The following is a 22,958-nucleotide window of genomic DNA, read 5'->3' as shown; positions in this document are numbered from 1 at the left end:
GCCAGCGGACATTTCCTGCTTGACTCTCATAACTGTTGAGTTATGGGTAAACCCATAGCCATGTGGTTATTGGTTTCCTGTGGCAGCGCGGCGTTGCGGCCGACAATCCTTTCAAATTCACAACCTCGGATGCCTTGCATCCGGGTCGGCAAAACGCGTCCCGACGAACACCTCAAAGGAGAAAGACCATGCAAGCAAGAATCAAGAACCCGGTGATGCTCATTCCCGGTTCCGTGCAGGCGCTGCTGGCGCTGGACAAGTCGACCGAGTCAGCCGAATTGCCCTATGTCACCCGCAAGCTCATCCATCTGCGCGCCAGCCAGATCAACAACTGCGCCGTCTGCGTCGACATGCATGCCCGCGAACTGAAGAAGGCCGGTGAAAAGGACGAGCGCATCTTTGCACTCGCGGCATGGCGGGAGACACCCTACTTCACCGAGGCGGAGCGCGCGGCGCTGGCGCTTACCGAGGCCGGCACACGGCTCGCCGACCGGTCGGACGCGGTACCGGACGATGTCTGGGACGAGGCCGCCCGGCATTATGATGAAAAGGCGCTGGCCGCGTTGGTCATCCAGATTGCGCTCATCAACGCCTTCAACCGGCTGAACGCCACCACGAGGCAGATGGTCGGTAGTTGGGGCTAGCCTTGCACGGGGGTGGGGCGGTGCACTGTGACGCGCGGCACACCTCCTGACATCTGGGCGCGGATATCGCCTTGGCCGCTACTGGCGCAGTTCCGTATTCTTGGCGCCTTCCTCGACCTGATCGATGACCAGTAGCTTGACCGGGCCATCGCCGATATTGGTGGCCTGATGCCACTGACCGATCATTTCGATAATGAAATCGCCTGATTTGTAGGTGTTGCTGTTGCCGGTCTCGACATTGGTGACCTTCAGCGTTCCGGCCTGGACATAGGCGTAGCGCGGGAAGGGATGTCTGTGAACCGGTAAAGTCGCGCCTGGCGCGATGTCATAGGTCGACACCAGCACCTGCACGTTCTTCTGCGGCAGCATGATCGGCTGACCGGACGCGGTCGTCGTGCGCGATGCCAGTGGCGTCACCACGACGGGCGCTCCGCTGCTGTCCAGCGCCCGAGCCGGATTTACGGAAAAAACCGCCGCGAGCAGCAGCCCCGACACCAGAATTTTTCGCATGATTCGTTCCAACCCTGGCGACAGCATCGCGCGGCGGCCACTGGCATGCAAGGTTGCGCTGGGCGCCGGGTCTAGTGGGCCTCGTGCGGCAGAGTTGGGCTAGCGGCCAAGAGTAGGTCGGTGACACAGACAGGCTCCGGGTTGCCTGCCGGGTCGCCTCTGCACGTTTTTGGAACAATCGCCGTTTTCAGGGAACCGTTCGTTCAGCTCTCGGTTGGTGTCGAGGCGCTTTATCGCTCGCTAAATCAGGAGTTGATCATGAAAAACATTCTTCTGACCTCGGCCTTCCTTGTCATGTCCGCCGGATTTGCATTTGCTCAGTCCGGCACATCAACCAGCGGGTCGTCGACGACGACGACAACTATGCCAAGCACCACCGACCAGGGCACCGACAAGACGACCACGAGCGGCATCAATCCGAACTCTGCCAAGGATTGTGCGCCGGGCCAACAAACCGGCAGTGCGAAACAGTCCGCTCCTGGTCAGCAGGACACCGATGCCAAGACGGCTGCTCCAGGCCATGTGAAAAAGACCACCGAAGGTTGTTAGCCGTCCCCAACTGAACCGGACGGGAATTGCCCGTCGCCGAGCCGCCTTGCGGCTCGGTCGCAAGACTCCCCATTTCCCAGGTTTTTCACGCCTCCTGACTGCGGCTGCCGGCGGACTTGCCAGGTCAGCCTCACAACAGCCAACGCTAATATAAGATTCGGGTGTTGCAACAGGAGGTTCGAATGATTGCCGCAATTGCAAATCAACCTCGGCAAGTACCCGAAAAACAGACGGGGGTGGGAAAGCCGGAAACGAGCGAAGAATTTTCGCCAGGCCGCAGCGCAGACGCCGTCGGACATCTCGCCAAAATCATGGTTGCCGCAAGCGGCGACGTGGATTCTGGTGCGCAAGGTCGCGCAGCATCCAAGATCGCCAGAATGGACATCACAGTTTTGACGCCACCACCTGAAGAACCACCACCGGAGTAAGATAGTCCGGACGCGTCGGAGCCGCGCTCGTCATGCGATCCGATCGAGGGCTACGCGACGGCACTCAGCACAGATTCTGCCAGCGTCCCCAGGCCGGCACATCCCGAGCATGCGATCGTCTTTCCGGGGCAACCGATCCGATGGGTGCCTTGCGGGCAGCAATGGCCGTTTGACGCATACCATTTGGAACAGTCGAATATCCTGCCGCTGCCGTGACAGCGCGGGCATTCCATATTCACTGAAGTCATTGCCAATTTTGTCGAACTCAAATGCACAAGCCCCGCGCCGCAAGTAGCAGAGATCGTTGCGCTTTCAAGCATAGCGCCCTGACTTAAATTGGGTGGATTGGCGATGAGGGGAGATGGCCAGCGCGGACGGGTGAAGGGCTGGTGGTGGGCTGCCTGAGCCTTGGAAGATCGATCCAAGTCTGGGGCTATTGTCGCCCGGCGATAATCAAGGTCGTCGTGATAAGCTTCCTCGGCTCAATTCGCTTAAGGCAATGATCGGGCGTGTTTGGGATTGGAAATATTTCAGATCGGGAATCTTGGGGCGTCGCCTTGGCGCATCCTTCCCCGGTGACAGCAACAGGATCGCTGGGCTGCGTACTGGCAGCTTGGGTGGCCGCGGACGCAAAAAGGATCGTTTGGGTTATGAGAGCCGAAAAGGCGGCAACCTGGACCAACACGGCGGCGAGGGCGATTTTCTTGAGCATGCGACAGAACGCTCTTCAACGCCCCCGGTTCCTCCGGCTTCCAGTTTTTAAGCTCCTGACGGGAACAAGAGACCGGCGATCCGGTTAACTGGATCATGTCCAACACGATCAAGGAACCGCCACCGAGCCCCGAACCGAAGGAGCTACCTGTCCATCGCGACAAAAAAGCACCGTCAGAACTTGAACATGTCGAACCGCCACCGCGAGACGTGCGAGAGGCACCGGTGCCCAATCCAAACGGCGAGAAGAAATCCTGACGAGATCGCAGAAGCCAAGGCAGGGCATATGCCTGCCTTGGCGAAAGCGCGGAGGCCCGGCGTCGCGACATCATCGACGAGCGAACTCCGAAACCGAAATCGAGGAACGCGCGGTTTCGCTCGCCATGCTGCAGACCGCCTAAACCTTTGGACGGTAAGCCTCTTCTACCTGCCGGCCAGATTCCGTGTTATATAGGTGTCGCAATCCATATGGGAGAAGGGGACAATCTGTTCTGCCGTGAAAGGCGCATTTCTGTTGGTACCGGCATGTGCGGATCGTCTCAGGCACATTTGACGATAGGGAGGAAAAAGTCATGCGCTTGGTCGCGTTTTTCGCCGTCGTGTCCGTTGCAACCTTCGCTACCAATCCGTCGCAGGCTCAGGACGCTGCGGCTGGCGAGAAGGTCTTCACCAAATGCAAGGTCTGCCACATCGCAGACGAGGATAAGAACAAGATCGGCCCATCGCTGCACGGCGTCATCGGCCGGACCGCCGGTACGCATCCGGACTTCAAATATTCCGATGCCATGATTGCGGCCGGCAAATCCGGCGTCAAATGGGACGAGCCAACACTGACCACCTATCTTCACGATCCCAAAGCCATGGTCAAAGGAACCAAGATGGCGTTTCCCGGCCTCAAGAACGATGCAGACGTGGCCAACGTCATTGCCTATCTGAAAACGTTCTCCAAGTGACGTGGCTCCTCCGCAATATGGCTAACCGCTTGTCCTGTCGTGGTCTATCCGGACCGGAGGGCAACGTGAGCAAAAACCGTGTTCCAGTTTTTGCACGCGCGCGCCTTCAGTTCGGGATCGTGGCCTAATGCGCGTCGCGTCCACTTTTGAGCGACTTGCATTGGGTTGCCTGCTTCCATCGGTCTGCGATGTCGACTAGGGAAAGCCGCCTCAAGGATACCGGCATCCGCCTTTCGGAAGCGACGGCGGGTGATTTCTTCACGCTTATGAAGCCGCGGGTCATGGCGCTTGCAGTATTCACTGCTTTCGTTGGCCTGATGGCGGCGCCTGGCGCGATGAATCCGGTCATCGCCGTGATTGCAATCGGTGCGATTGCGATCGGAGCAGGAGCGGCCGGGGCCCTCAACATGTGGTACGACGCCGATATCGACGCGCTGATGTCGCGCACGTCAAAACGGCCGGTTCCGTCGGGCCGCGTCACGCCGGGTGAAGCGCTCGGCTTCGGCTTGGTGCTTTCCGCGCTTTCGGTCATGACGCTCGGCGTTCTAGTTGGCTGGCTTGCCGCATCGCTGCTGGCCTTCACCATCTTTTTCTACGTCGTCATCTATACGATGTGGCTGAAGCGCTCGACGCCGCAGAACATCGTCATCGGCGGCGCGGCAGGTGCCCTTCCGCCTGTCATTGGCTGGGCGGCCGCCACTGGCGCGATCGGCATCGAAAGCGTCATCCTGTTCCTGATCATCTTTCTGTGGACGCCGCCGCATTTTTGGGCGCTCGCGTTGTTCAAGGTCGGCGACTACGCAGCTGCCGGCATCCCGATGATGCCAAACGTGGCCGGCCAGGCGTCGACCAGAAAACAGATACTCGCCTATTCTCTGCTCTTGGCGCCAATCGGCGTGCTGCCCTGGGCGGCTGGATTCGCGAGCGTATTTTATGGACTTGTTTCGGCTGCATTGGGCGCGGGTTTCATCTGGCACGCCTGGAAGGTCCTGGCCGCTCCAGACGCGGAGATGAAGACTGCAAAGGCGCTGTTCGCCTTCTCGATTTTCTATCTTTTTGCGATCTTTGCCATGCTGCTTGCCGACACCATCGCAATGCGGGCGTTCATGCCAGGTTGACGGCCTGACCGCTGTTCTTGGAATACTTGACGAGCCGAGAGGTTAGCAATTGCCAGGACCGGATCCGCGATCACGATGGTATTGCACAGAATCCCAGGATCAGCAGGGCGACTATGCCAAGGCCGAGTATGAGAAGCGTCCTTCCGTCCATGGCATTCACCTTTGACTCGCCGCATGAACCTTGAAAATCGGAATCGATTTTCGGCAAGGATCATGCGCCAGCCAACGCGGTACAGCGTCCTTTGCGCGCCCAAAAAGGACGCGCGGCGCTGTATGAGAATATCGGAAAAGAACCTTCAGAGCTAGCCGGCGGAGTTCTTCCGACAAAGGGCGACAAGTCCCTGGCAAAAGAGTATGTTGGTTGCGGTGCAGGTCGCGGTTTTGCGTGGCCAATCATGCAGAACGGCAGCGCCGTGAAACGGCGACCTCACCGGACCCGCTCTGGAGGAACGGTCATGGCAAGTTTTCATGTGATAGCAGGCGCCAGCGAGACGCTGGAGCATACCAAAATTCGAAAAATCGGTGTTTCTGACCTCTTCGACGCGCTCAAGCGTGGCGTCGACGATTTCATGGTCAAGCCGTCGCACATCGTCTTTCTCTGCCTGATCTATCCGCTGGTGGGAGTCGTCCTCGCCGTCTGGACGTCGGGTGCCAATGCGTTGCCGTTGTTGTTTCCGCTCGTCTCCGGTTTTGCGCTGATTGGCCCTTTTGCGGCGATAGGTCTCTATGAAATCAGCCGCAGACGGGAAGCCAGACTCGACACCTCCTGGAGGCATGCTTTCGAGGTCAGGAATTCTCCGGCGCTGCCGGCCATCGCGGCGGTCGGGATCATGCTGCTGGCAATCTTCATCACATGGCTTTTGACCGCCCAGCTATTTTACCAGTATCTCTTCGGCCCGGCGCCGCCGGCATCGATATCCGGCTTCATCAACGAAATATTCGCCACCGGACGCGGCTGGACGCTGATCATCCTGGGTCACGCCATCGGCTTCGTCTTCGCCGCGGTCGTGTTGTGCACAACGGTCATTGCCTTCCCATTGTTGCTCGACCGCGACGTCGGCGCTTACGAAGCCATACACACCTCTGTGCGCGCGGTGCTGGCCAACCCAATCACCCTGGCTGTCTGGGGGCTGATTGTCGCCGTCGCCCTGATCATCGGCTCGCTGCCGGTGTTCGCCGGGCTGGCCGTCGTGTTGCCGATTCTCGGTCACGCCACCTGGCATGTCTACCGCAAGGTCGTGGAGCCGCCCTCCAGATCGGCGAGTTGAGAACGTTCTGCCCCATCCCGCGCCGGCGAGAGTGCGGTGCGGGATGATCGAAGCCGTCAGTAAGCCGCGTGGCTGAAGCGGGCCTGGTAGGCACCCATCGTCAGGTTGCGGAAATCCTTGCCGCTGACATGCACTAGCGTTTTATGGTCGCCGCCTTCGAAGTAGACGTCGGTGGCGTCGCCAAGGCTTTCATCGACGATCACTGGCACATTGTAGGCCGCGCCGATCGGCGGGATCGCGCCGGTGTCGCAATCGCCGAAGAGCGAAGCCATCTCGTCTTCGGAGGCGAGTCCGAGACGCTTGTCCATGACGTCTTGCAATGTGCCGAGCTCGATCCTGTGGGTGCTCGGAACCACGGCCACTGCATAGCCAAGCTCGTGGTGAACGACCACGGATTTCGCCATGATGCTGCCGGGCACATGCGCGGCTATTGCCGCCTGCCTGCTTGTCGAAGTGCGATGATGAGCGACGGTGTCGTAGGGAATTCCCTTGCCGTCGATGAAGTCCTTCAGTCTGTTCGCGATTGTCATCTTGGCCTCCCTTGCCGGAGTTTGCGACGCATCGGGAAACGACGGCAATCATCCCGCTTATGTCGTTTCCGATGTCAGAGCCTGTTCTGTTCCGAAAGTCGGGATCGGCTCTCTTGTTGTTCGAGCAAGATCTTTTTCGAAACGAAGATCGGTGGAGCAAAAACCGGATCCCCTTTTCGGGATCATGCTCTAACAAAATGGGCCAGTTGCCGATTGTTTCAAGGCGCCGGCCACCGAACTGGACACACGCCGGATGCGTGGGGCCTGACCAGAATGCCATGGCACTCCGGATTGGGCCTCAGGGCCCGGACCCGAAAAACGTCAGCCGGGTGAAAAGCGTATAGTCCGCTTCGAGGACCATCATTGTCACGAACACCAGCACCAGTATCGGCGGCAGGATGATCGCATAGGCCAGCGCCAGCCGTTCCCAAGCCATGTGCATGAATACGGCGACTATCAGCCCTGCCTTGAGGATCATAAAGATCAGGATCAGCGACCATCTGAGATAGCCGTGAAGGCCGAAATAATCGACCAGGTAGGAGCACGTGCTGAGGATGAACAGCCATGCCCAGACCACCAGATAGAGTTTGATCGGATGTTCCTGATGCGCGTCGGCATGGGCGACGGCGGCCGGCGCTTCATGCGCAGCGTGAAGTGCGTGTTGCCCGAGGCCGTTTGCGGTTGCTTCAGCCATTTTTTCCTCTCACCAAAGCCTGCCTCTCACCAAAGATAGAAGAATGCGAAGATGAATACCCAGACCAGATCGACGAAGTGCCAGTACAGCCCCATGATCTCGACATTTTCATAGCGCCCCGTGCGGCTGGTGAAGAAGCCGCGTCGCCCGGTGTCGAAATCTCCGCGCCATACTTTGCGCGCCACGATGATCAGGAAGATCACCCCGATCGTCACATGGGTGCCGTGGAAACCGGTGATCATGAAGAAAGTCGATCCGAATTGTGCGGCGCCCCAGGGGTTGCCCCAGGGCCGTACCCCTTCGGTGATCAGCTTGGTCCATTCGAAGGCTTGCATGCCGACAAAGGTTGCGCCGAGTGCCGCGGTCAGAAGCATCAGGATCGCTGTCTTGCGGCGGTCGCGGCGATAGCCGAAATTGACCGCCATGGCCATTGTTCCGCTGCTCGAGATCAGCACGAAGGTCATGATCGCAATAAGGATCAGCGGGATATCCGAGCCGCCGATACGAAGCGCAAAGACCTCGCTCGGATTGGGCCACGGCACGCGTGTCGAAATGCGAGCGGTCATGTAGGAGAGCAGGAAGCAGCCGAAGATGAAGGTGTCGCTGAGCAAGAAGATCCACATCATGGCCTTGCCCCAGGACACGTTCTTGAACGCCCGCTGATCCGAGGACCAGTCGGCGGCAATGCCTTGCCAGCCTGAGGGCCGTGGCTCCGTCGTCTGGGTATGCGTGAGTGTCTCTGCCATTCGTTTGATCCCTTAGGTCAGCAACTGTCGGCAAATGTCGATGAACGTCGCGGCCCAGCCGGCCAGTAGGGCAAAGACGGCGAGCCAGACGAAGAGCAGAAAATGCCAGTACATGGCGCACAACTCGACACTGAGGCGAAGCCGTTCGGGCCGCGCTGCGTTCCAGGCGCCGGCGGTTGTTCTGCCGAGGCCCACCAGCCCGCCCAGTATGTGCAGGCCATGCATGCCGGTGATCAGGTAGAAAAAGCTGTTGGCCGGATTGGAGGTCAGAAAATAGCCGTCGGCGGTCAGCTGCCGCCATGCCATGAGCTGTCCGATCAGGAAGGCAAGCGCCGTGAGCCCGGCCGTGGCGAGGCCGAGCCTGACCATGTCGATCTGGCCCCTGCGCGCCGCGACCGTGGCGCATTGCAGGGCAATGCTGCTCAGGACCAGCACGCCGGTGTTGAGCCAGAGCAGCCGCGGCAGCGGCAGCGGCTGCCAGTCCGACACCGCCATCCGCATGAAATACGCGCTGGTGAAGAGCGCGAACAGGCAGCCGACAACGGCGAGGAAGACACCGAGGCCGATTTTGGCGGTGGGTAGCGCCGACCGGTCGAGGGCGACAAAATCCCCGGCCAGACCTTGCTCGAGCCATGGCTTCGACATCAGCCCCTGATGTGAAAGCCACCATCCGGCAAAGCCGGCGATGACGAACAGGAAGACTATGATGACGCTCATGCCGGCTCCCTCGAGGGGCCGAAGGAGCCCGGCATGTTCTGCGGAATGAAATCCTCCTTGGCGCCTGGCACGCTGTAATCATAGGCCCAGCGATAGACGATCGGCAGGTCCTTGCCGAAATTGCCGTGGGCCGGCGGTGTTTGCGGCGTCTGCCATTCGAGGGTCGTGGCCCGCCACGGATTGCCGCCGGCCTCGCGGCCATGGCGGATGCTCCAGATGAGATTGAACAGGAACACCATCTGGGCGAAGCCGACGATGAACGCCATGATGCTGATGAACGAGTTCAGGTGGTGGGCTGACTCGGTCATGACAGTCATGTCGGTCAGTTCAGCATAGCGCCGCGGCACGCCCATCAGGCCGAGGTAGTGCATGGGGAAGAAAATCAGGTAGGCGCCGAGGAAGGTGACCCAGAAATGGAACCGGCCCAGCATTTCGTTGAGCATCCGCCCCGTGACCTTCGGGTACCAATGATAGATCGCGCCAAACACCACGAGGATCGGGGCGACACCCATGACCATATGGAAGTGGGCGACGACGAACATCGTGTCGGACAGCGGAACATCGACGACGACATTGCCAAGAAACAACCCGGTCAACCCACCATTGACGAAGGTGACGATGAAGGCCAGGGCAAAGAGCATAGGTATGGTGAGATGGATGTCGCCGCGCCATAAGGTCAGCACCCAGTTGTAGACCTTGATGGCGGTCGGAATGGCGATGATCAGCGTCGTGGTGGCGAAGAAGAAGCCGAAATAGGGGTGCATGCCGCTGACATACATGTGGTGCGCCCAGACCACGAAGCTCAGCGCGCCAATGCCGACGATGGCCCAAACCATCATCCGATAGCCGAAAATGTTCTTGCGTGCATGGGTGCTGATCAGGTCGGAGACGATACCGAAGGCCGGCAACGCCACGATGTAGACCTCGGGATGGCCGAAGAACCAGAACAAGTGCTGGAACAGGATCGGGCTGCCGCCATTGTGCTGCAGTTGCTCGCCCATCTCGGAGATCGCCGGCATGAAGAAGCTGGTGCCGAGGACGCGGTCGAGCAGCATCATGACGCAGGCGACGAACAGCGCCGGAAAGGCAAGCAGCGCCATGACGGTTGCTGTGAAGATGCCCCAGACGGTCAGCGGCAGGCGCATCATCGTCATGCCGCGCGTGCGGCCCTGCAGCACCGTCACCACATAGTTCAGGCCGCCCATCGTGAAACCGATGATGAACAGTATCAGTGAGGAGAGCATCAGGATGATGCCCCAGTCCTGGCCGCCCGGCGTGCCGCTCATGATGGCTTGTGGCGGGTAGAGCGTCCAGCCGGCGCCTGTCGGTCCGCCCGGTGCAAAGAAGCTCGACACCAGGACCAGCACGGCGAGCAGGTAGATCCAGTAGCTCAGCATGTTGACATAGGGGAAAACCATGTCGCGCGCGCCGACCATCAGCGGGATCAGATAGTTGCCGAAGCCGCCGAGGAAGAGGGCGGTGAGCAGGTAGATCACCATGATCATGCCGTGCATGGTGATGAACTGGTAGTAGGCTTCCGGGGTGATGAAGTCGAACGTGCCGGGGAAGCCGAGTTGCAGCCGCATCAGCCAGGATAGCACCAGGGCGACCAGGCCGATTCCCGTTGCCGTCGCCGAATACTGGATGGCTATGACCTTGGCGTCCTGCGAGAAGACGTATCTCGTCCACCAACTGTGCGGATGGTAAAGCTCCACTTCCGCGACTTCGGCCGGGGGGATGCCATCTGCAGGTGTGATGTCGACCATAGGAACAACTCCGCGTCCTTTTCAGCGAGACCCGACCGTTTCGAGCTTTGCTGCAATTTTCAAACCTGGCGCCATCGTCTTGCCCGGCGCCATAGTCTTCCCCGGAGCGTTGTCTGCCGCGCCCGTTTGCTGGGGTGCCGACAACTGCGCGAAAGTCTGCTGCTGGCCAAACCAGGCCAGGTAGTCCTGCTGCGTGTCGACCACGACCACACCATGCATCAAGGGATGCCCCTGGCCGCAAAGTTCGGCGCACAGGACCTGAAAGGTTCCGGTCTTGGTCGGTGTGAACCAGAAATAGGTGACCGAGCCGGGGATCATGTCCATCTTGGCGCGGAATTCCGGCACGTAGAAATCATGCAGCACATCGATCGATCGGAGCAGCATCTTGACCGGTTTGCCGACCGGCAAATGCAGATCAGCCGCTTCGACCAGGACATCGTCCTGACCATTGGGATCGCTGGCGATCACGCCCAGCGGATTGTCGGTGGTGACGTCGCGGGTGTCGGATGTGCCAAGCTTGCCGTCCTTGCCGGGCAGACGGAAACTCCACTGCCACTGCTGGCCGACGACTTCGACCTCCGTTGCGTCGCTTGGGACGTTGACGAACCGGCTCCAGACGAACAGGCCGGGAACCAGCAACGCCGTGACCCCGACCGCTGTGACGATCGTCAACCAGGATTCGAGCCGCTTATTCTCCGGCTCGTAGGCGGCCCGGTTCCCTTCCCGATGACGGAAGCGGAAGACGCAATAGGCCATGAATAGGACCACGGCGGCGAAGACGACGCCGGTAATCCAGAAGGTGATGATGATGGTGTTGTCGATATAGCCCCAGTTCGAGGCAATCGGCGTCCACCACCATGGGCTCAGCAGGTGAAACAGCACCGAGCCCACTACAATCAAAACGAGTACAAGCGCTACGGCCATGTCCCGTTCCTCCCCGGCATTCTGGAGGACGCGAAGCTGGTCCCGGCGAATGCCAAGGTCATCATAGCTCTTTTTTCGGTTGAAATTCCAGAGCCGACTATCTTGACGGGAAAAATGTCGCCAAGATTAAACTCCTGAAGACGCTTGCACTGGAAGGAGAGGGCTGAAGTCCAACTGCGAGCAGGCGGCGCTCGCAGTTTTGATTGAAATGGCTCCCCGGAGTCGATGAAGCTGAGAAATGTGAATTCGCCATCACCCTGCGCCAGAATGCGCCACATTCGACGAAAATGCGCAAACGTGACCGGGCCGCGTCGAAGCCCTACGACACTGATGCTCAGGGAGCGGGCCGTCGCTCTGCCGCGAGAGCGGGGCGAGGTGCGTACAGCTGAACTCACGGCCACCGGGATCCCCCGATGCTATCTATCCAGGATGTGCGACGTGGAACTGTTCGTGAAGGCGGGTTACGGCCGCTATCGTGCCGTCCTACCGAAGGCCGCTTGACCTGTCGCGTTTGGGGCCGTGTGTTAACCGTCTGCTTCGCTCGCCATGCCGGCCGGGATCAGCCGGCTACTGGCGTGTTGAGAAGCTGCTGCTCCCAAAGATACGCGATGCCGCTGCCGCCGAAGTGCTGGATGAGAATCTCGGTCAGCTCCTCGACATGCTCGGTGCGCGCCCAATCGCGTTGCCATTCGCCAGCGAGCGCCATCACGGTCATCACGTTCGCGCCGGCCGCGATCATTCGCTGGATGGCAACTTCGTGAGACTCCTTCGAAATCCCGCCCGACGCATCGGTGATAACGGTCACATCCCAACCTTCGCCGGCGGCCTGGATCACAGGCATTGCGACGCAGACCTCGGTCCACAGACCGGCGATGATCAGCTGCTTGCGGCCGGTCGCCTTGACGACGTTCACCACATTCTCGTCCTGCCAGGTGTTCACCCAGGTGCGATCGATGACCTCCTGGTCCGGAAATACATCGGTGATCTGCTTGAAGAGAAGTCCACCGCGCGCCGCGATCACGCTGGTGAGAATGGTCGGAACATTGAAAGCTTTTGCTAGCTTCGCCAGCGCGGTCGTGTTGTTGACCACCATGTGCGGATCGTGGCTGTTCAGGTTTGCGAGCTGGTAAGGTTGGTGATCGATCAGTACGAGGACCGAGTCTTCAGGACGAAGAAGCGAATCAAGGCCGTTACGAGGGGTCATCAAGACTTCCTTTCTCTGCCGCCATGGACGGCAATGGGTTCACGGGAGACATGCGCCAGCGGGCGACGTTGCCTGGACGCAATTTGCCGTTCCTTTTGGTGATGCGGTAGTGCCATAATCAGGCAAGCTGTGTCGCGAAACGAGGAACGCTGAATTGGACATAGAAGATCTACAGACATTCGTCGCAGTGGCCGATGCAGGGGGCGTATCGGCCGCCGCGCGCCGGCTCGGCGTCTCCAAGTCAATCGTCAGTCGGCGGCTCTTTCGGGTTGAAGCGGAACTTGGCGTCCAGCTTCTTGCACGAACGACCCGCGGCGCGGCGCTTACGGAAGCGGGGATCACGTTCAGGGACCATGCGGCCCGGGCCAGCGCCGAGATCGACACCGCAAGGGAAACGATCCTCCCCACCGGTGAGCTGCGCGGCCGCCTGAGGGTTGCCATGCCGCTTACTTTCGGCCCAACCCACTTCGCCCCGGTGCTCGCGGAGATGGCGCGCCAGCACCCGCAGCTTCACATTCATACCTCCTACAGCGATCGCTTCGTCGATCTCATCGCCGAGGGTTTCGATTGCGCGATCCGGGTTGGCTACCTTCAGGACTCCAACCTGATCGCGAAGCGCGTCGGGCCGTTCCATGGCAAGCTTGTCGCCAGCCCGGACTATATCGAAGCGCACGGTTCACCTGAGACCCTGGACGAACTCGTCACCCATCAGGCCCTCATGCAGGGAACAGAAACCTGGCAGTTCGTGGATAATGGCAAGGTTGTCACGGTTCAGCCGCAGGGCAGGTTCAAGGCCGATAGCGCTACGGCGCTTGCCGCCGCGGCGGCGGCAGGTCTCGGCATCGCCTGGCTCGCCGATTGCATCACACATGAATACGTGGCCTCCGGCACGCTGGTCCCGATCATGACACGCTATCCGGTACCTCCGGCGGCCGCGTATGTCGTCCGCCCGCCGGGTCAGCATCCCACGCGGAAAGTCAGGGTGCTCACCGAAATGCTAACTGAGTATTTCAAACGCAACCCGGAACTTTGGGGTCTCGACAGCTAGGACACGAACGCTGCGAAGCCTCTCGAGGACCTGTGTTCGAGGTGGCACTCCTTCGGCGACATGGCCCGCACGTTCCACTTGCTGCGACACAGCTTGACCTATCTAGGGGCTATCCTCGTCAACACCGGAACGATCGGCAACATCGACGTGAACGACTGTCAGGCCGTGACGCACTTCAACTGTGTGAGATATCCGGGCTAGAGCCCGATGAGCCTCCAGGGATTTCTGGCGCGGGCGGCGGCTTCGTTAAGTGATAGCTAATATAGATGAGCCCTCGTCATCCAATCGAGGGATGGCGCGACTTAAACCCCCGCTCCACCTAATGGCAAGGCAAAGGGCGGCAACCCGGTTTTGCCGCCCAATGGGCCTGCTGGCTCTAGGGGCTAAATATGAGCAAGACGACTCTCGTACTCGCTATCCTCGCGATCAGCATCAGCTATGCCGATGCCAAGGGCCATAAGGTGAACCTGCCGGTTTGCACCGCGTCAAGCTCACTCGCCGAAGTCCTGGGGGACAAGTGTTTTCTCGTCAAAGGTTCGAAGATCTATGGCGACATCGCCGATCTTTCCCAGATAGTCATTTGGGCTGGTGGCGGAGCTGGCGGTCTGTGACGGGTGCCCTTGGGCAGTGCGACGACCGCGAGCAAGACGACTGCGACGACGAGGAAGGCGGCGACTCCGAGCCGGACAACGACCGCGAACAAATCAGGTGGCGCGACGATCCGACTGATCAGACCGTACTGATGCGGCTATGAAGGGAAACATCGCCGTCTACATGGAGAGAGCCGAGCGCCTCGAGTCCATCGTCCCGACGGTCGATCCCGCGAACGGCGATATGATCTGGCCCATCGGACCAAAGACTCCAGCGGCGGACTTTCGTTTCGCTTGTCGCCAGAGCTGGGCGCGGAGTTCCGGTCCTATTTTTCCGAGATGGTCCGCCAGAAGGCGAACTGGTCAAACCTGCAAACTTGCAGGAATGGCTGCCGATGGTGGCGGGCTTTCTTTATCTTGTGGCAGAAAAGTCACGCAGCTGGAATATACTGAGCTTCAACCGGCGCGAGCTTATTATCCAGCTAAGTGAGGCGTACCGTTGTTTCGCGGGCAAAGGGGATGCCCGACACTCCTCCCGAACTAGCCCCGCTGCCTCACGGTGGCGGGCCTTTTTATTCAGCTCGTAGTCCGCTACGAAAAGCCCCTCGCTCATCGAGCAGACGGTTGATTTTCACTTCTAGGATGTGAGTCCGCCAGTAGAGGACCTGTCCAACAATGAAGAACCCATGATTGGCTGATCCGTCCACATCGAAATCCCAGCACAAACGACTGCCAACAAAAACACGAGTGTTGACGTTTTCATTTGCTCCCCCTGCAGATGTAGCCCGAAACGCAGCCCAGCACAGAACATCGGCAAATTTGCCGACCTAAGAAATTTGGTTAAGTGCTTAAAAAGATTGGCTCCCCGGGCCGGAGCCATTTTCCTGATTTTGTCATCCATGCTGTGCACAACGGGTGCCTCAAACGATTGTAAACAAAGCACTCCTTGAAACTACTAACCATATCGGCTACTTCTAGCCACGAACCCAATAGCGGGGAAAAAGCGGGGAAGCGCGATATGGGGAGCCATACTCTCAATGCTCTTACGGTAAAGAAAATTGAGGCCAGCAAGGCGAAAAAACTGCGTGATGGAGGCGGTCTCTGGTTGGTGACGAAAGGCAAGGGGCGGTACTGGATTTTTGATTATCGTTTCGGCGCCAAGCGGCGTGAGATGGGCCTCGGCCCGCTGCACACTGTCGGGCTGGCCGATGCACGTCAGAAGGCTGAGGCGGCGCGGGCACTATTGCGTCGGGGTGTGGATCCTGTCGAGCACCGACACGGCATTGAGGCGATCGAGGCGGCCAATGTTGCATCTGCCGCGAAGACATTCGGAACTTATGCTGACGACTACATTGACGCCGCCGTTAAGGCTGGCCGCTGGCGCGGTGCAAAGACCGAGGCCGGTTGGCGAAACACGCTCGAAAACCATGCTGCGCCGCTGCGATCAAAGGCGCTGGCCGATGTTGGCGTGCAAGACGTGCTTTCCGTTCTGCGGCCTCTCTGGGGCACAAAACAGGAGACCGCAGAGAAGTTGCGCGAGCGTATTGAACGTGTGCTGGATTCGGCGAAGGTCGAGGGATTGCGCAGCGGCGAAAATCCTGCCTCATGGCGTGGCAATCTCGAGCATGTGCTTCATAAGCCGGATGTGCTGACCAATGGCGGGAACCATCCTGCACTGCCCTACAAGCACATGGCGGCGTTCATGAAGAAATTGCGCGGCGTCGATGGGATGGGCGCCCGAGCATTGGAATTTACGATTCTCACAGCTGCCCGCAGCGGCGAGGTGAGGGGCGCGACCTGGGAAGAGATAGACTTCGACGCGGCCATGTGGGTTATCCCGGCCAAGAAGATGAAGGCCGGCAAAGCGCATCGTGTACCGCTTTCAGAGGCTGCCGTAAAAATATTGAAGGCAACGCCGCGGTTCGACGGAAACGAGCTCGTGTTCCCTGCGGTGCGTGGCGGTGAACTTTCCGACATGACGCTAGCAGCCGCAATCAAGCGTATGAACGGGGCAGAACGGAAGGCAGGTCGTGAGGGCTGGGTTGACCCGAAACAACTGGACGGCGACGGTAAGCCGAAGGTCGCCACCGCTCACGGGTTCCGCTCAACGTTCAGAGACTGGGCGAAAGAGATTTCAGACCATCCGCGAGAACTTGCCGAGATGGCGTTGGCTCACGCTGTCGGCGATGCGGTAGAGCGAGCCTATGCGCGCGGCGATGCATTAGAGAAGCGGAGGACGCTGATGCAGGACTGGGCTGCGCACTGCGGGAAATAGAGACTGTACGAAATTGTCAGCAATGTCGATTTTCCGCTTGACAGGGCGGGTGGTAAAGCCGCCATTTGCGCAACATAAAGCCCGCGCGCTTCGGCGCCGTAAACAGCCGGTATCCGGTCGTATGCCTGTACGAGACGCAGGCGGCGCAACAGCGTCACGCAACCCAACCCCGCCGTTTCCAAAATGACATTTGAACTGCGCCCGGATTTGGTCCGGCGCGAGGAGGACACCTGTGCACGACAACGACAACCTGACCCTTGTTTCGCTTAACCGCGCCGCGGAGATGACTTCGTTGAGCCGCTCGATGTTGAACCGATATCGCGCCGAAGGCCGCTTCCCAAAAGCCGTTTCGCTCGGCGAAAAGCGTGTTGCTTTCGTTGCCGCCGAGGTGCGCGCCTGGATATCCGACCGCATAGCAGCCCGCGCCGCCTAGCATTCCGCGCCTAAGCACAACTGGGAAACATTCCCCAAAACACTTACCATTTTCCGCCGACGCTAAATAGCGGATCCAAACCCTGACATTTCATCCAAGGCGCCCGCGACCGCGGGAGGAGAACCCCTTTGCGCAAATTTACACCCACGTTCAATTTCGCCGCCTATCGAGTCAGGAGTGTCGATGTCGATACCAGCAATCCGGATGAATTCTTCACGTTTCTTGTCCGGGCAACGCCTATTCGAGATCCGCAAAACGAAGTCATTCTACAATTCACTACCGACCTGGGCGGCAAGGGTCAGCGTTTTCAGAGCCTCGCTTCGGCTCTCGGTATCCATTTGGCGCTGGACGTTAACGAGTATCCCGGCCGCGTTTTCACGATGAAGAACGGCGGCGAAAAGCACGACGATTTCGCCTCGCTCGAGTATGCATCCGCATGCTTGCAGGCCGATCGCCAAGCATTCCATGCGGCCAGCGCCTACGCCGCTCAATGCGCCGATGAAGAAGAAGCCGAGCTCGCTATGGCTAGCTTCGCGGAGGCCGGAATCGAATCCGTTGCGCGTAGGGTGGCACGCCGTGCAGGTTGAGACCCCGCTAGGCGTCGCGCTCCGCTTCCAGCGCCTCGGAATTCCAACATTCCCATGCCGGTCAGCCAACGAAGAAGTGTTCGATCACACGACGGGTGAGATCACCGAAAAGGCCGAAAAAAGTCCGCACACCTTGGACGGCTTGCGCGGCGCTTCCAAAAGGGAGCGCATTGTCAAAATTTGGTTTGGCGAGCGCTACCCTAACGCCCTGGTTGGGGTGCCGACCGGCGCCAGCCTCGGAGCGTGGGTCCTCGACGTCGACGTCAAACGCCTGGCTGACGGAACGGTCGTGAATGGCTTTGAAACGCTGAAGGCGCTCGAGGATATCCACGGCCAGCTGCCGGCAACCGCCATGGTGTCGACGGCCAATGGTGGACGGCACCTATTCTTCCGGCATGTGGACGGAGTGCGCAATCGCGGCGGCCTCGGCGCTGCTCTCGATTGTCGCGGCGATGGTGGTTACGTGATCAGTGCGGGCTCGGCCATGGCGGATGGCCGGCGATACGACTGGATCGACCATCACGGCGAAGGCATGCCCGAATTCGCCGACGCTCCGCAATGGCTGCTTGATTTGGTGCTGCCCAAGCCATTCGAAGCGTCATCGGCTAATTGGTCGGGGCGCCTGGTTGCGGTGGGCGAAAATCCATCGTGGGTCGCTGCTGCCGTCAATGATGAGTTGGCAACTCTCGCCCAGAAGCACGAACCCGGGCGCGGAGAACTTGTAAATCGCACTGGTTTCAAACTCGGCCAATTCATCGCCGCGGGCGCGCTCGATCGTGGCCAGGCCGAGGCGGACCTGTTTGCGGCCGCTGTGGCGAACGGCGTTGTCGCAAAGGACGGGGAGAAGGAGATCCGCGCCAAGATTCGTCGTGGCATTGAGTCTGGTCTGCGTCAACCGCGATTGGTTCCAGATCGCAGCGCCAATGACAACGACTGGCAAGGCGATTCGGGTGCTGCTGCGCGGCATCTGCTCGCCAATTATGCCAAACGGCAGACGGAAGATGCGCCAGTCGAGGATCCTACCGACGCCATCGCCGAAGACCTTCCAGATTATCAACTGCAAGCCGTCGCAGATCTCGAGGCGCTGACGCATCCTGGCGGTCTGGTGCAAGACCTGGTCGATTGGATCGTGTCCAGTGCCGAGCAGCCGAACCGTACCCTCGCGTTGGCCGCTGCTTTGCCGATGGTGGCCGCGTTGATGGGGCCGCGATATTCGACGGGAAGCCGCGACACACGGCCCAACATATATAGCGTCGCTCTGGCCGAATCCGGGTTTGGTAAGGAGCATGCACGCAGCCAGATAAAGCGGTTGCTCGCGGCGGGGCATGGTGTTTTCGATAAGTTCGGCGGCCCGGCGCGCATCATGTCGGCGTCCGCTCTTCGCGAGGTGCTCGAGGCGCATCAATCGGTTAATTGCCAGATCGACGAATTCGGCGGCTTCATTCGCGACATCACCGATCGTCGCGCCGGAGGCCATCAGCGCGCCATCTCGACCGATCTGCGTGACTATTATTCGGCGAGCGCTACCTATTTTGAAGGTGCCGCATACCGTGGCAATCCTCCGAAGCGGATACACAATCCAGGCCTGTGCATTCACGGCACGTCTACACCGGATCAGTTCTGGTCGGCGCTCTCGTCGGCCAGCGCGGAGGACGGCTTGCTGCCGCGCCTGGTGCTGTTCAACGTCGATACGGAAGCCCCTGCTGTCGTAAAGCCAAGCGCCGACGTCCGCTACGTGCCTACCGCGTTGCTGGCTCGCATGGCCGACGTTGCTGGCATCGATGTCGTCGGGCAGAGAACGGGGAACCTGTCAAAAATAAAGCTCGCAACCACCGCGACGAATTCGCCAATAACGCCGGAAGTAGTGCCGTGGGCAGAGGGCGCCACCTCGCTGTTCGAGTCGGTAAAGGAAGCCGTGGCGGAACGGGAAAAGCGCGTTGTCCCGGAGGCGCGGCCGTTCGTGCGCCGCATCATCGAGAACGCGATCAAGCTGGCGCTTATCGTCGCTGTCGGCATCGACCACAAGGAGCCCATTATCACGGAGGCGAATATCGACTGGGCTGCGAGCGTAGCGTGGACGTGTGCGGCCGGCATGCTGTCACAGGTTACGGAACGGCTGTCCGACAATCCTCGCGAAGCGAACTATAAACGCATCGCCGCACTGATCAGGGCTGCGGGCAGCAAGGGCATCACCACGGGTCGATTGGCTGACCGATTGAAGTCGATCGACACGCGCCAGCGAGATGAAATTCTGAAGGATTTGAAGGAGGCCGACGCCGTGCGCGAAGAGACAGCCAGTACAGGCGGACGCCCTCGGAAACGGCTTGTTTGGACCAAGCGTTGATTTCGTCCCATGGACGGAACGACGCCTACTGGTTTTAGTCCTAGACGGAAGTGATGCCGCCTAGGACGGAACGCTAGAAAAATATGTAGGCTATTCAATAGCTTATATAGATATATATACCTTATATCCATATATCCATATATCCATTGATTCAGTGAGTTCTGTACAGATTACGACTTACGTAGAAGAGCCCCCAGAGATTTGGATTTTATCACCCACGCACTCACAGTTTCGCCAAGCCAAACAGCAACCCGCAAGCCAGCATGGTGGCTCTGTCAGGGCGATGGGAAAAGTTCGCAACGGAGAGAGCAGCCGATGAGGATTGAGAGAACGACGACAAAGAACGGTAAGACGGTAAATCACGTGCTCGACTCAGCCGAAATTGACGATCTCGATGAGATATCCGGCGATGAGCAGCTGGTATTGGTCTGGTGCGATACCCATAAAACGCACGAATGGCATTCGATCGATCGGAGCTTGATCGAGCGATGACATTTAGAGTGGTGGCGGGACGGGCTTGCCCGCTAAATCACCAAGGTTTCAAGCCATACCAGCCTTCTGCGCAGCCTTGGACGGAACGTACTCGCCAGTCTTCGGATCCTTGCGGCGACGGAACTTGCGATCACCGGCAGGCTTCTTTTCGCGCGGTACCAAACTTTCTGCGGTTGGCGCGCGCAGGATCATGGCGGGCGAAAACATTCCGTCGCCGCGGCTAAAACCTTCAGCAACGCGCTTTGGCAACAGGTCGTTGTCGTGCAGCCATTTGATGTCAGCGACAACGCGCTCCACCCTCGCGCCGGCCTCTGCGGCAAGCTCTTCCTTGGCGGCAACGTCGGCCAGTCGTTTCTTCTCGGCCTGCGCCATAGCAATCTCTGCCGCAAGCCTCTCGAGCTCGGCATCCGACTTGGACAGCAGTTCTGGTCGAATCTTATCGATGGTGGCAGCCATGAGCTTTCGTCCCCATTAAACGCATGGCCTATACCAACCGTAGCGACAAACCGCAATTGAGGATTCTGGAATGCCGCGCTGCTATGGCCAGGGCGGCGCGCTGCTGATGTGGGAAAACAAGGTAGGCAACGGCAAGCTCTCGCCAGCGCAGGTAGCCAGGCACGCCGCGCTGGCCAAACTTGGGCATAACGTTGTCGTTCTGCGCGCTGCCACAGAAGACGAGGCTGCCGACAAGGCAGAAGCCACGGTACGCGGCTGGCTAGCCGCTAACGAAAACCGATTTGCTGAAAAAATCGCAGCATAAGCCTATCTATAGGCATAGGGACTGCTTTCACCAAATTTAGGGACTTTGTCATGGCTGCAAGGCACTCTGACACTGAGTGGACTGCGAAAGAGCTAAAGATCACTTGGGCGCAAGCCGTCTATCTTAGTGGCGATACGACCAATGAAACTTCTTCTGGCGCAACATCATACGCCACAGAGGATTCTCTATCGCGCAGAGGTATGTTGCGCATGTCGCGCGACACAATCATTCCGCATGTTATTCCATCCGCTAAGGGTGTCGCCGCGCTAAAATTATACAACGACCAAAGACAGGCATCTTTGGATAGATGGAATAAGAGGAAAGCAGCATGACACGTCACGCTTCAATGGCCGACCAACTAACGGCGCTTAAGGCTGCCGTTAGGCGACCCGGGACCCCAATCGAGCCGGTGCAGACCAATTGGTCCACGATAGCAGCTAATGATAACAGCCCGGAAGACTTGGCGGATAAGAGGATTGAGCGGCGCTGGTCCATTAGGCCGACAGAAGACGAGATAATGCGTGAAGTGAGGGACGGCGCCGTTGTGCTCGGCAAGCACGTGGACGACAAAGGTGGTCAGCACACGGTAACTGTTGCGATCGGAAAACTTCGCTTTAGCGATGGATCCCAGAAGGAGCGAGCCTTCGCTTACGGCCCGGAAGGCAAGGTAGTCATGTATGACGCGCCAATGCCCGTTGGCGCCATGCTTGGTACCAAGGACAAGCAGGAGCGCATGTTAGGCGGCGATGGTGCGGCATCCAGCAATGCGCCCTACACAGTCGCGTACGGCGGGAAGCTTCCATCGAACGTTTCCCGCAAGAAGAAGCCGGAACCAGTGGAAGGCGACGTCGTACCTGAAAAGCCGGTCACGTTGTCCAAGGAAGAGATGCGGGCGGAACTCGCCAAGGCTGTTGCGAATACCGCCAGGCAGCCAGCCGTAAGGTATGGACAGAAAGGATTCCCGTGGCAGCCGGCCAAGCTGCGGGATTTGTTCATGGGATTCGAAAAGGGACGTAAGGGAGAAACCGGCTCGATCGCATGGCAGGATATCTCATCGCACATAGTCGAGCGCGAGATATGGCATGAAACCATCGCAGCTTTGAGTAAGGATGATGGGGCCGCGCTGGCCGCATTGGATACCGCAGGGAGTTTTGCCGACGTGGGTGTGGCGGCCGGCCAGTCCCGCCTCTATGCCGATAAAAAAGGTGGCGGCAAAAGAAAAATCAAGGCGGTAAACGATAACATTGCCGAAGCCTATAGAAAAGCAATCGCGTAGGTAGGGAAAATGGCGTTGTCGTGGTGTGTACACATGAAGGGTATGGCGCAAGCCATCCCGCATGTTTCCGTCCGCTATGCGACGGACCCGGTTCCATACGGCAGAGCTTTTTTAGCGGGTGCCGTCTCTGAGTCCGGGTAACTATCGGCAGTTCTAGGGTCTGACCCGCGACATCGCCTTTTTTGTGGTGGCTGCCGTATTCCATCGCCCGTTGCGCGTCTCCTCCCGCTGCACCGTGGCGTTTCGCTGCCGGTTGAGCTTTTACACAAAGGCTCCCGGCAGCGCTCAATTTGCGACGGTCGACGTATGGGCAATGCCTCGCGTCGATATCCAAGAGGCCGATTGGCACGCCTGGCTTTTTATCCACGCTTGCGGTTTACCGTAAGCACGC

The 22,958-nt window shown here is 59.2% G+C and carries 25 protein-coding genes; 15 read left to right on the top strand and 10 right to left on the bottom strand.

Annotation, left to right across the window (positions count from 1 at the left end):
* Positions 1-188: 188 nt before the first annotated feature.
* The gene (locus NKI20_RS02440; RefSeq protein WP_023757659.1) at positions 189-644 is read left to right on the top strand and encodes a carboxymuconolactone decarboxylase family protein; all 456 of its coding nucleotides are present in this window, start codon (positions 189-191) and stop codon (positions 642-644) included.
* Positions 645-722: 78 nt separating this feature from the next.
* Here the strand turns inward: NKI20_RS02440 and NKI20_RS02435 are convergent, their stop codons facing one another.
* A complete protein-coding gene (locus NKI20_RS02435; RefSeq protein WP_023757658.1) occupies positions 723-1,154 on the bottom strand; it encodes a cupin domain-containing protein in 432 nt (143 codons plus the stop codon).
* Between the two features lie 258 nt (positions 1,155-1,412).
* Here NKI20_RS02435 and NKI20_RS02430 point away from each other — a divergent pair, with 258 nt between their 5' ends.
* Together NKI20_RS02430 and NKI20_RS02425 are read left to right on the top strand one after the other, a co-directional pair.
* Positions 1,413-1,703 (top strand): hypothetical protein, encoded by a 291-nt coding sequence (locus NKI20_RS02430; protein WP_023757657.1) that lies wholly within the window; start codon positions 1,413-1,415, stop codon positions 1,701-1,703.
* A 182-nt stretch (positions 1,704-1,885) separates the two neighbouring features.
* Positions 1,886-2,131 (top strand): hypothetical protein, encoded by a 246-nt coding sequence (locus tag NKI20_RS02425; protein ID WP_352604868.1) that lies wholly within the window; start codon positions 1,886-1,888, stop codon positions 2,129-2,131.
* 433 nt (positions 2,132-2,564) lie between these two features.
* Here the strand turns inward: NKI20_RS02425 and NKI20_RS02420 are convergent, their stop codons facing one another.
* Entirely contained in the window at positions 2,565-2,843 is a 279-nt protein-coding gene (locus tag NKI20_RS02420) for a hypothetical protein (RefSeq protein ID WP_023757656.1), read from the bottom strand.
* Between the two features lie 571 nt (positions 2,844-3,414).
* Here NKI20_RS02420 and NKI20_RS02415 point away from each other — a divergent pair.
* From NKI20_RS02415 to NKI20_RS02405, 3 genes are all read left to right on the top strand, one after another.
* Positions 3,415-3,795, top strand: a complete 381-nt coding sequence (locus NKI20_RS02415) for a c-type cytochrome (RefSeq protein ID WP_352828002.1) — start codon at positions 3,415-3,417, stop codon at positions 3,793-3,795.
* Between the two features lie 188 nt (positions 3,796-3,983).
* Complete coding sequence (locus tag NKI20_RS02410) at positions 3,984-4,913, top strand: heme o synthase (protein ID WP_352827999.1); 930 nt, start codon at positions 3,984-3,986, stop codon at positions 4,911-4,913.
* 455 nt (positions 4,914-5,368) lie between these two features.
* Positions 5,369-6,181 (top strand): DUF2189 domain-containing protein, encoded by an 813-nt coding sequence (locus NKI20_RS02405; RefSeq protein WP_352828087.1) that lies wholly within the window; start codon positions 5,369-5,371, stop codon positions 6,179-6,181.
* Positions 6,182-6,237: 56 nt separating this feature from the next.
* Here NKI20_RS02405 and NKI20_RS02400 read toward each other — a convergent pair whose 3' ends face one another.
* The 7 genes from NKI20_RS02400 to NKI20_RS02370 form a co-directional block, all read right to left on the bottom strand.
* A complete protein-coding gene (locus tag NKI20_RS02400; RefSeq protein WP_023757652.1) occupies positions 6,238-6,711 on the bottom strand; it encodes an aminoacyl-tRNA deacylase in 474 nt (157 codons plus the stop codon).
* Positions 6,712-7,009: 298 nt separating this feature from the next.
* Positions 7,010-7,405 (bottom strand): cytochrome C oxidase subunit IV family protein, encoded by a 396-nt coding sequence (locus NKI20_RS02395; protein ID WP_023757651.1) that lies wholly within the window; start codon positions 7,403-7,405, stop codon positions 7,010-7,012.
* A 26-nt stretch (positions 7,406-7,431) separates the two neighbouring features.
* Entirely contained in the window at positions 7,432-8,151 is a 720-nt protein-coding gene (locus NKI20_RS02390) for a heme-copper oxidase subunit III family protein (RefSeq protein ID WP_352827996.1), read from the bottom strand.
* A 12-nt stretch (positions 8,152-8,163) separates the two neighbouring features.
* Complete coding sequence (locus NKI20_RS02385; RefSeq protein ID WP_023757649.1) at positions 8,164-8,868, bottom strand: cytochrome c oxidase subunit 3; 705 nt, start codon at positions 8,866-8,868, stop codon at positions 8,164-8,166.
* On the bottom strand, positions 8,865-10,634 hold the full coding sequence (gene ctaD, locus NKI20_RS02380; RefSeq protein ID WP_023757648.1) for a cytochrome c oxidase subunit I: 1,770 nt from the start codon (positions 10,632-10,634) through the stop codon (positions 8,865-8,867). Before ctaD ends, NKI20_RS02385 begins: the two co-directional genes overlap by 4 nt.
* Before the next feature lie 21 nt (positions 10,635-10,655).
* Positions 10,656-11,558 carry a cytochrome c oxidase subunit II gene (locus tag NKI20_RS02375; protein WP_352734986.1) on the bottom strand — a complete coding sequence of 301 codons (903 nt, stop codon included), beginning with the start codon at positions 11,556-11,558 and terminating at the stop codon, positions 10,656-10,658.
* A 559-nt stretch (positions 11,559-12,117) separates the two neighbouring features.
* Positions 12,118-12,762: a hydrolase gene (locus NKI20_RS02370; protein WP_023757644.1), complete on the bottom strand. Its 645-nt coding sequence runs from the start codon at positions 12,760-12,762 to the stop codon at positions 12,118-12,120.
* A gap of 154 nt (positions 12,763-12,916) precedes the next feature.
* On the opposite strand from NKI20_RS02370, the gene NKI20_RS02365 reads away from it, so the two are divergent.
* The 7 genes from NKI20_RS02365 to NKI20_RS02335 all read left to right on the top strand — a co-directional run bounded on the left by NKI20_RS02365 (position 12,917) and on the right by NKI20_RS02335 (position 20,531).
* Positions 12,917-13,810, top strand: a complete 894-nt coding sequence (locus tag NKI20_RS02365) for a LysR family transcriptional regulator (RefSeq protein WP_352827992.1) — start codon at positions 12,917-12,919, stop codon at positions 13,808-13,810.
* Between the two features lie 389 nt (positions 13,811-14,199).
* Positions 14,200-14,421: a hypothetical protein gene (locus NKI20_RS02360; RefSeq protein ID WP_023757642.1), complete on the top strand. Its 222-nt coding sequence runs from the start codon at positions 14,200-14,202 to the stop codon at positions 14,419-14,421.
* A 925-nt stretch (positions 14,422-15,346) separates the two neighbouring features.
* Positions 15,347-16,675, top strand: coding sequence for a tyrosine-type recombinase/integrase (locus NKI20_RS02355; protein ID WP_352827988.1), 1,329 nt, complete (start codon positions 15,347-15,349; stop codon positions 16,673-16,675).
* A gap of 232 nt (positions 16,676-16,907) precedes the next feature.
* Complete coding sequence (locus tag NKI20_RS02350) at positions 16,908-17,108, top strand: helix-turn-helix transcriptional regulator (protein WP_352827985.1); 201 nt, start codon at positions 16,908-16,910, stop codon at positions 17,106-17,108.
* A gap of 128 nt (positions 17,109-17,236) precedes the next feature.
* Positions 17,237-17,695 carry a hypothetical protein gene (locus tag NKI20_RS02345; RefSeq protein ID WP_352827982.1) on the top strand — a complete coding sequence of 153 codons (459 nt, stop codon included), beginning with the start codon at positions 17,237-17,239 and terminating at the stop codon, positions 17,693-17,695.
* Complete coding sequence (locus NKI20_RS02340) at positions 17,685-20,039, top strand: bifunctional DNA primase/polymerase (protein WP_352827980.1); 2,355 nt, start codon at positions 17,685-17,687, stop codon at positions 20,037-20,039. Before NKI20_RS02345 ends, NKI20_RS02340 begins: the two co-directional genes overlap by 11 nt.
* A gap of 201 nt (positions 20,040-20,240) precedes the next feature.
* The gene (locus NKI20_RS02335) at positions 20,241-20,531 is read left to right on the top strand and encodes a hypothetical protein (RefSeq protein WP_352827978.1); all 291 of its coding nucleotides are present in this window, start codon (positions 20,241-20,243) and stop codon (positions 20,529-20,531) included.
* A 48-nt stretch (positions 20,532-20,579) separates the two neighbouring features.
* Here the strand turns inward: NKI20_RS02335 and NKI20_RS02330 are convergent, their stop codons facing one another.
* Positions 20,580-20,987: a hypothetical protein gene (locus tag NKI20_RS02330; RefSeq protein ID WP_352827975.1), complete on the bottom strand. Its 408-nt coding sequence runs from the start codon at positions 20,985-20,987 to the stop codon at positions 20,580-20,582.
* A gap of 70 nt (positions 20,988-21,057) precedes the next feature.
* Between NKI20_RS02330 and NKI20_RS02325 the strand changes: the two genes are divergently transcribed.
* Both NKI20_RS02325 and NKI20_RS02320 read left to right on the top strand, forming a co-directional pair.
* On the top strand, positions 21,058-21,291 hold the full coding sequence (locus NKI20_RS02325; RefSeq protein WP_352827972.1) for a VRR-NUC domain-containing protein: 234 nt from the start codon (positions 21,058-21,060) through the stop codon (positions 21,289-21,291).
* Between the two features lie 517 nt (positions 21,292-21,808).
* A complete protein-coding gene (locus tag NKI20_RS02320; protein ID WP_352827970.1) occupies positions 21,809-22,567 on the top strand; it encodes a hypothetical protein in 759 nt (252 codons plus the stop codon).
* Positions 22,568-22,958: the final 391 nt, after the last annotated feature.

Origin of the sequence: Mesorhizobium sp. M0830, assembly GCF_040319965.1 — a bacterium.
In the GTDB taxonomy this organism is placed as follows: Bacteria; Pseudomonadota; Alphaproteobacteria; order Rhizobiales; family Rhizobiaceae; genus Mesorhizobium.
The sequence above is the reverse complement of the archived record's forward strand: the minus strand, read 5'-3'. Positions and strand labels throughout refer to the sequence as shown.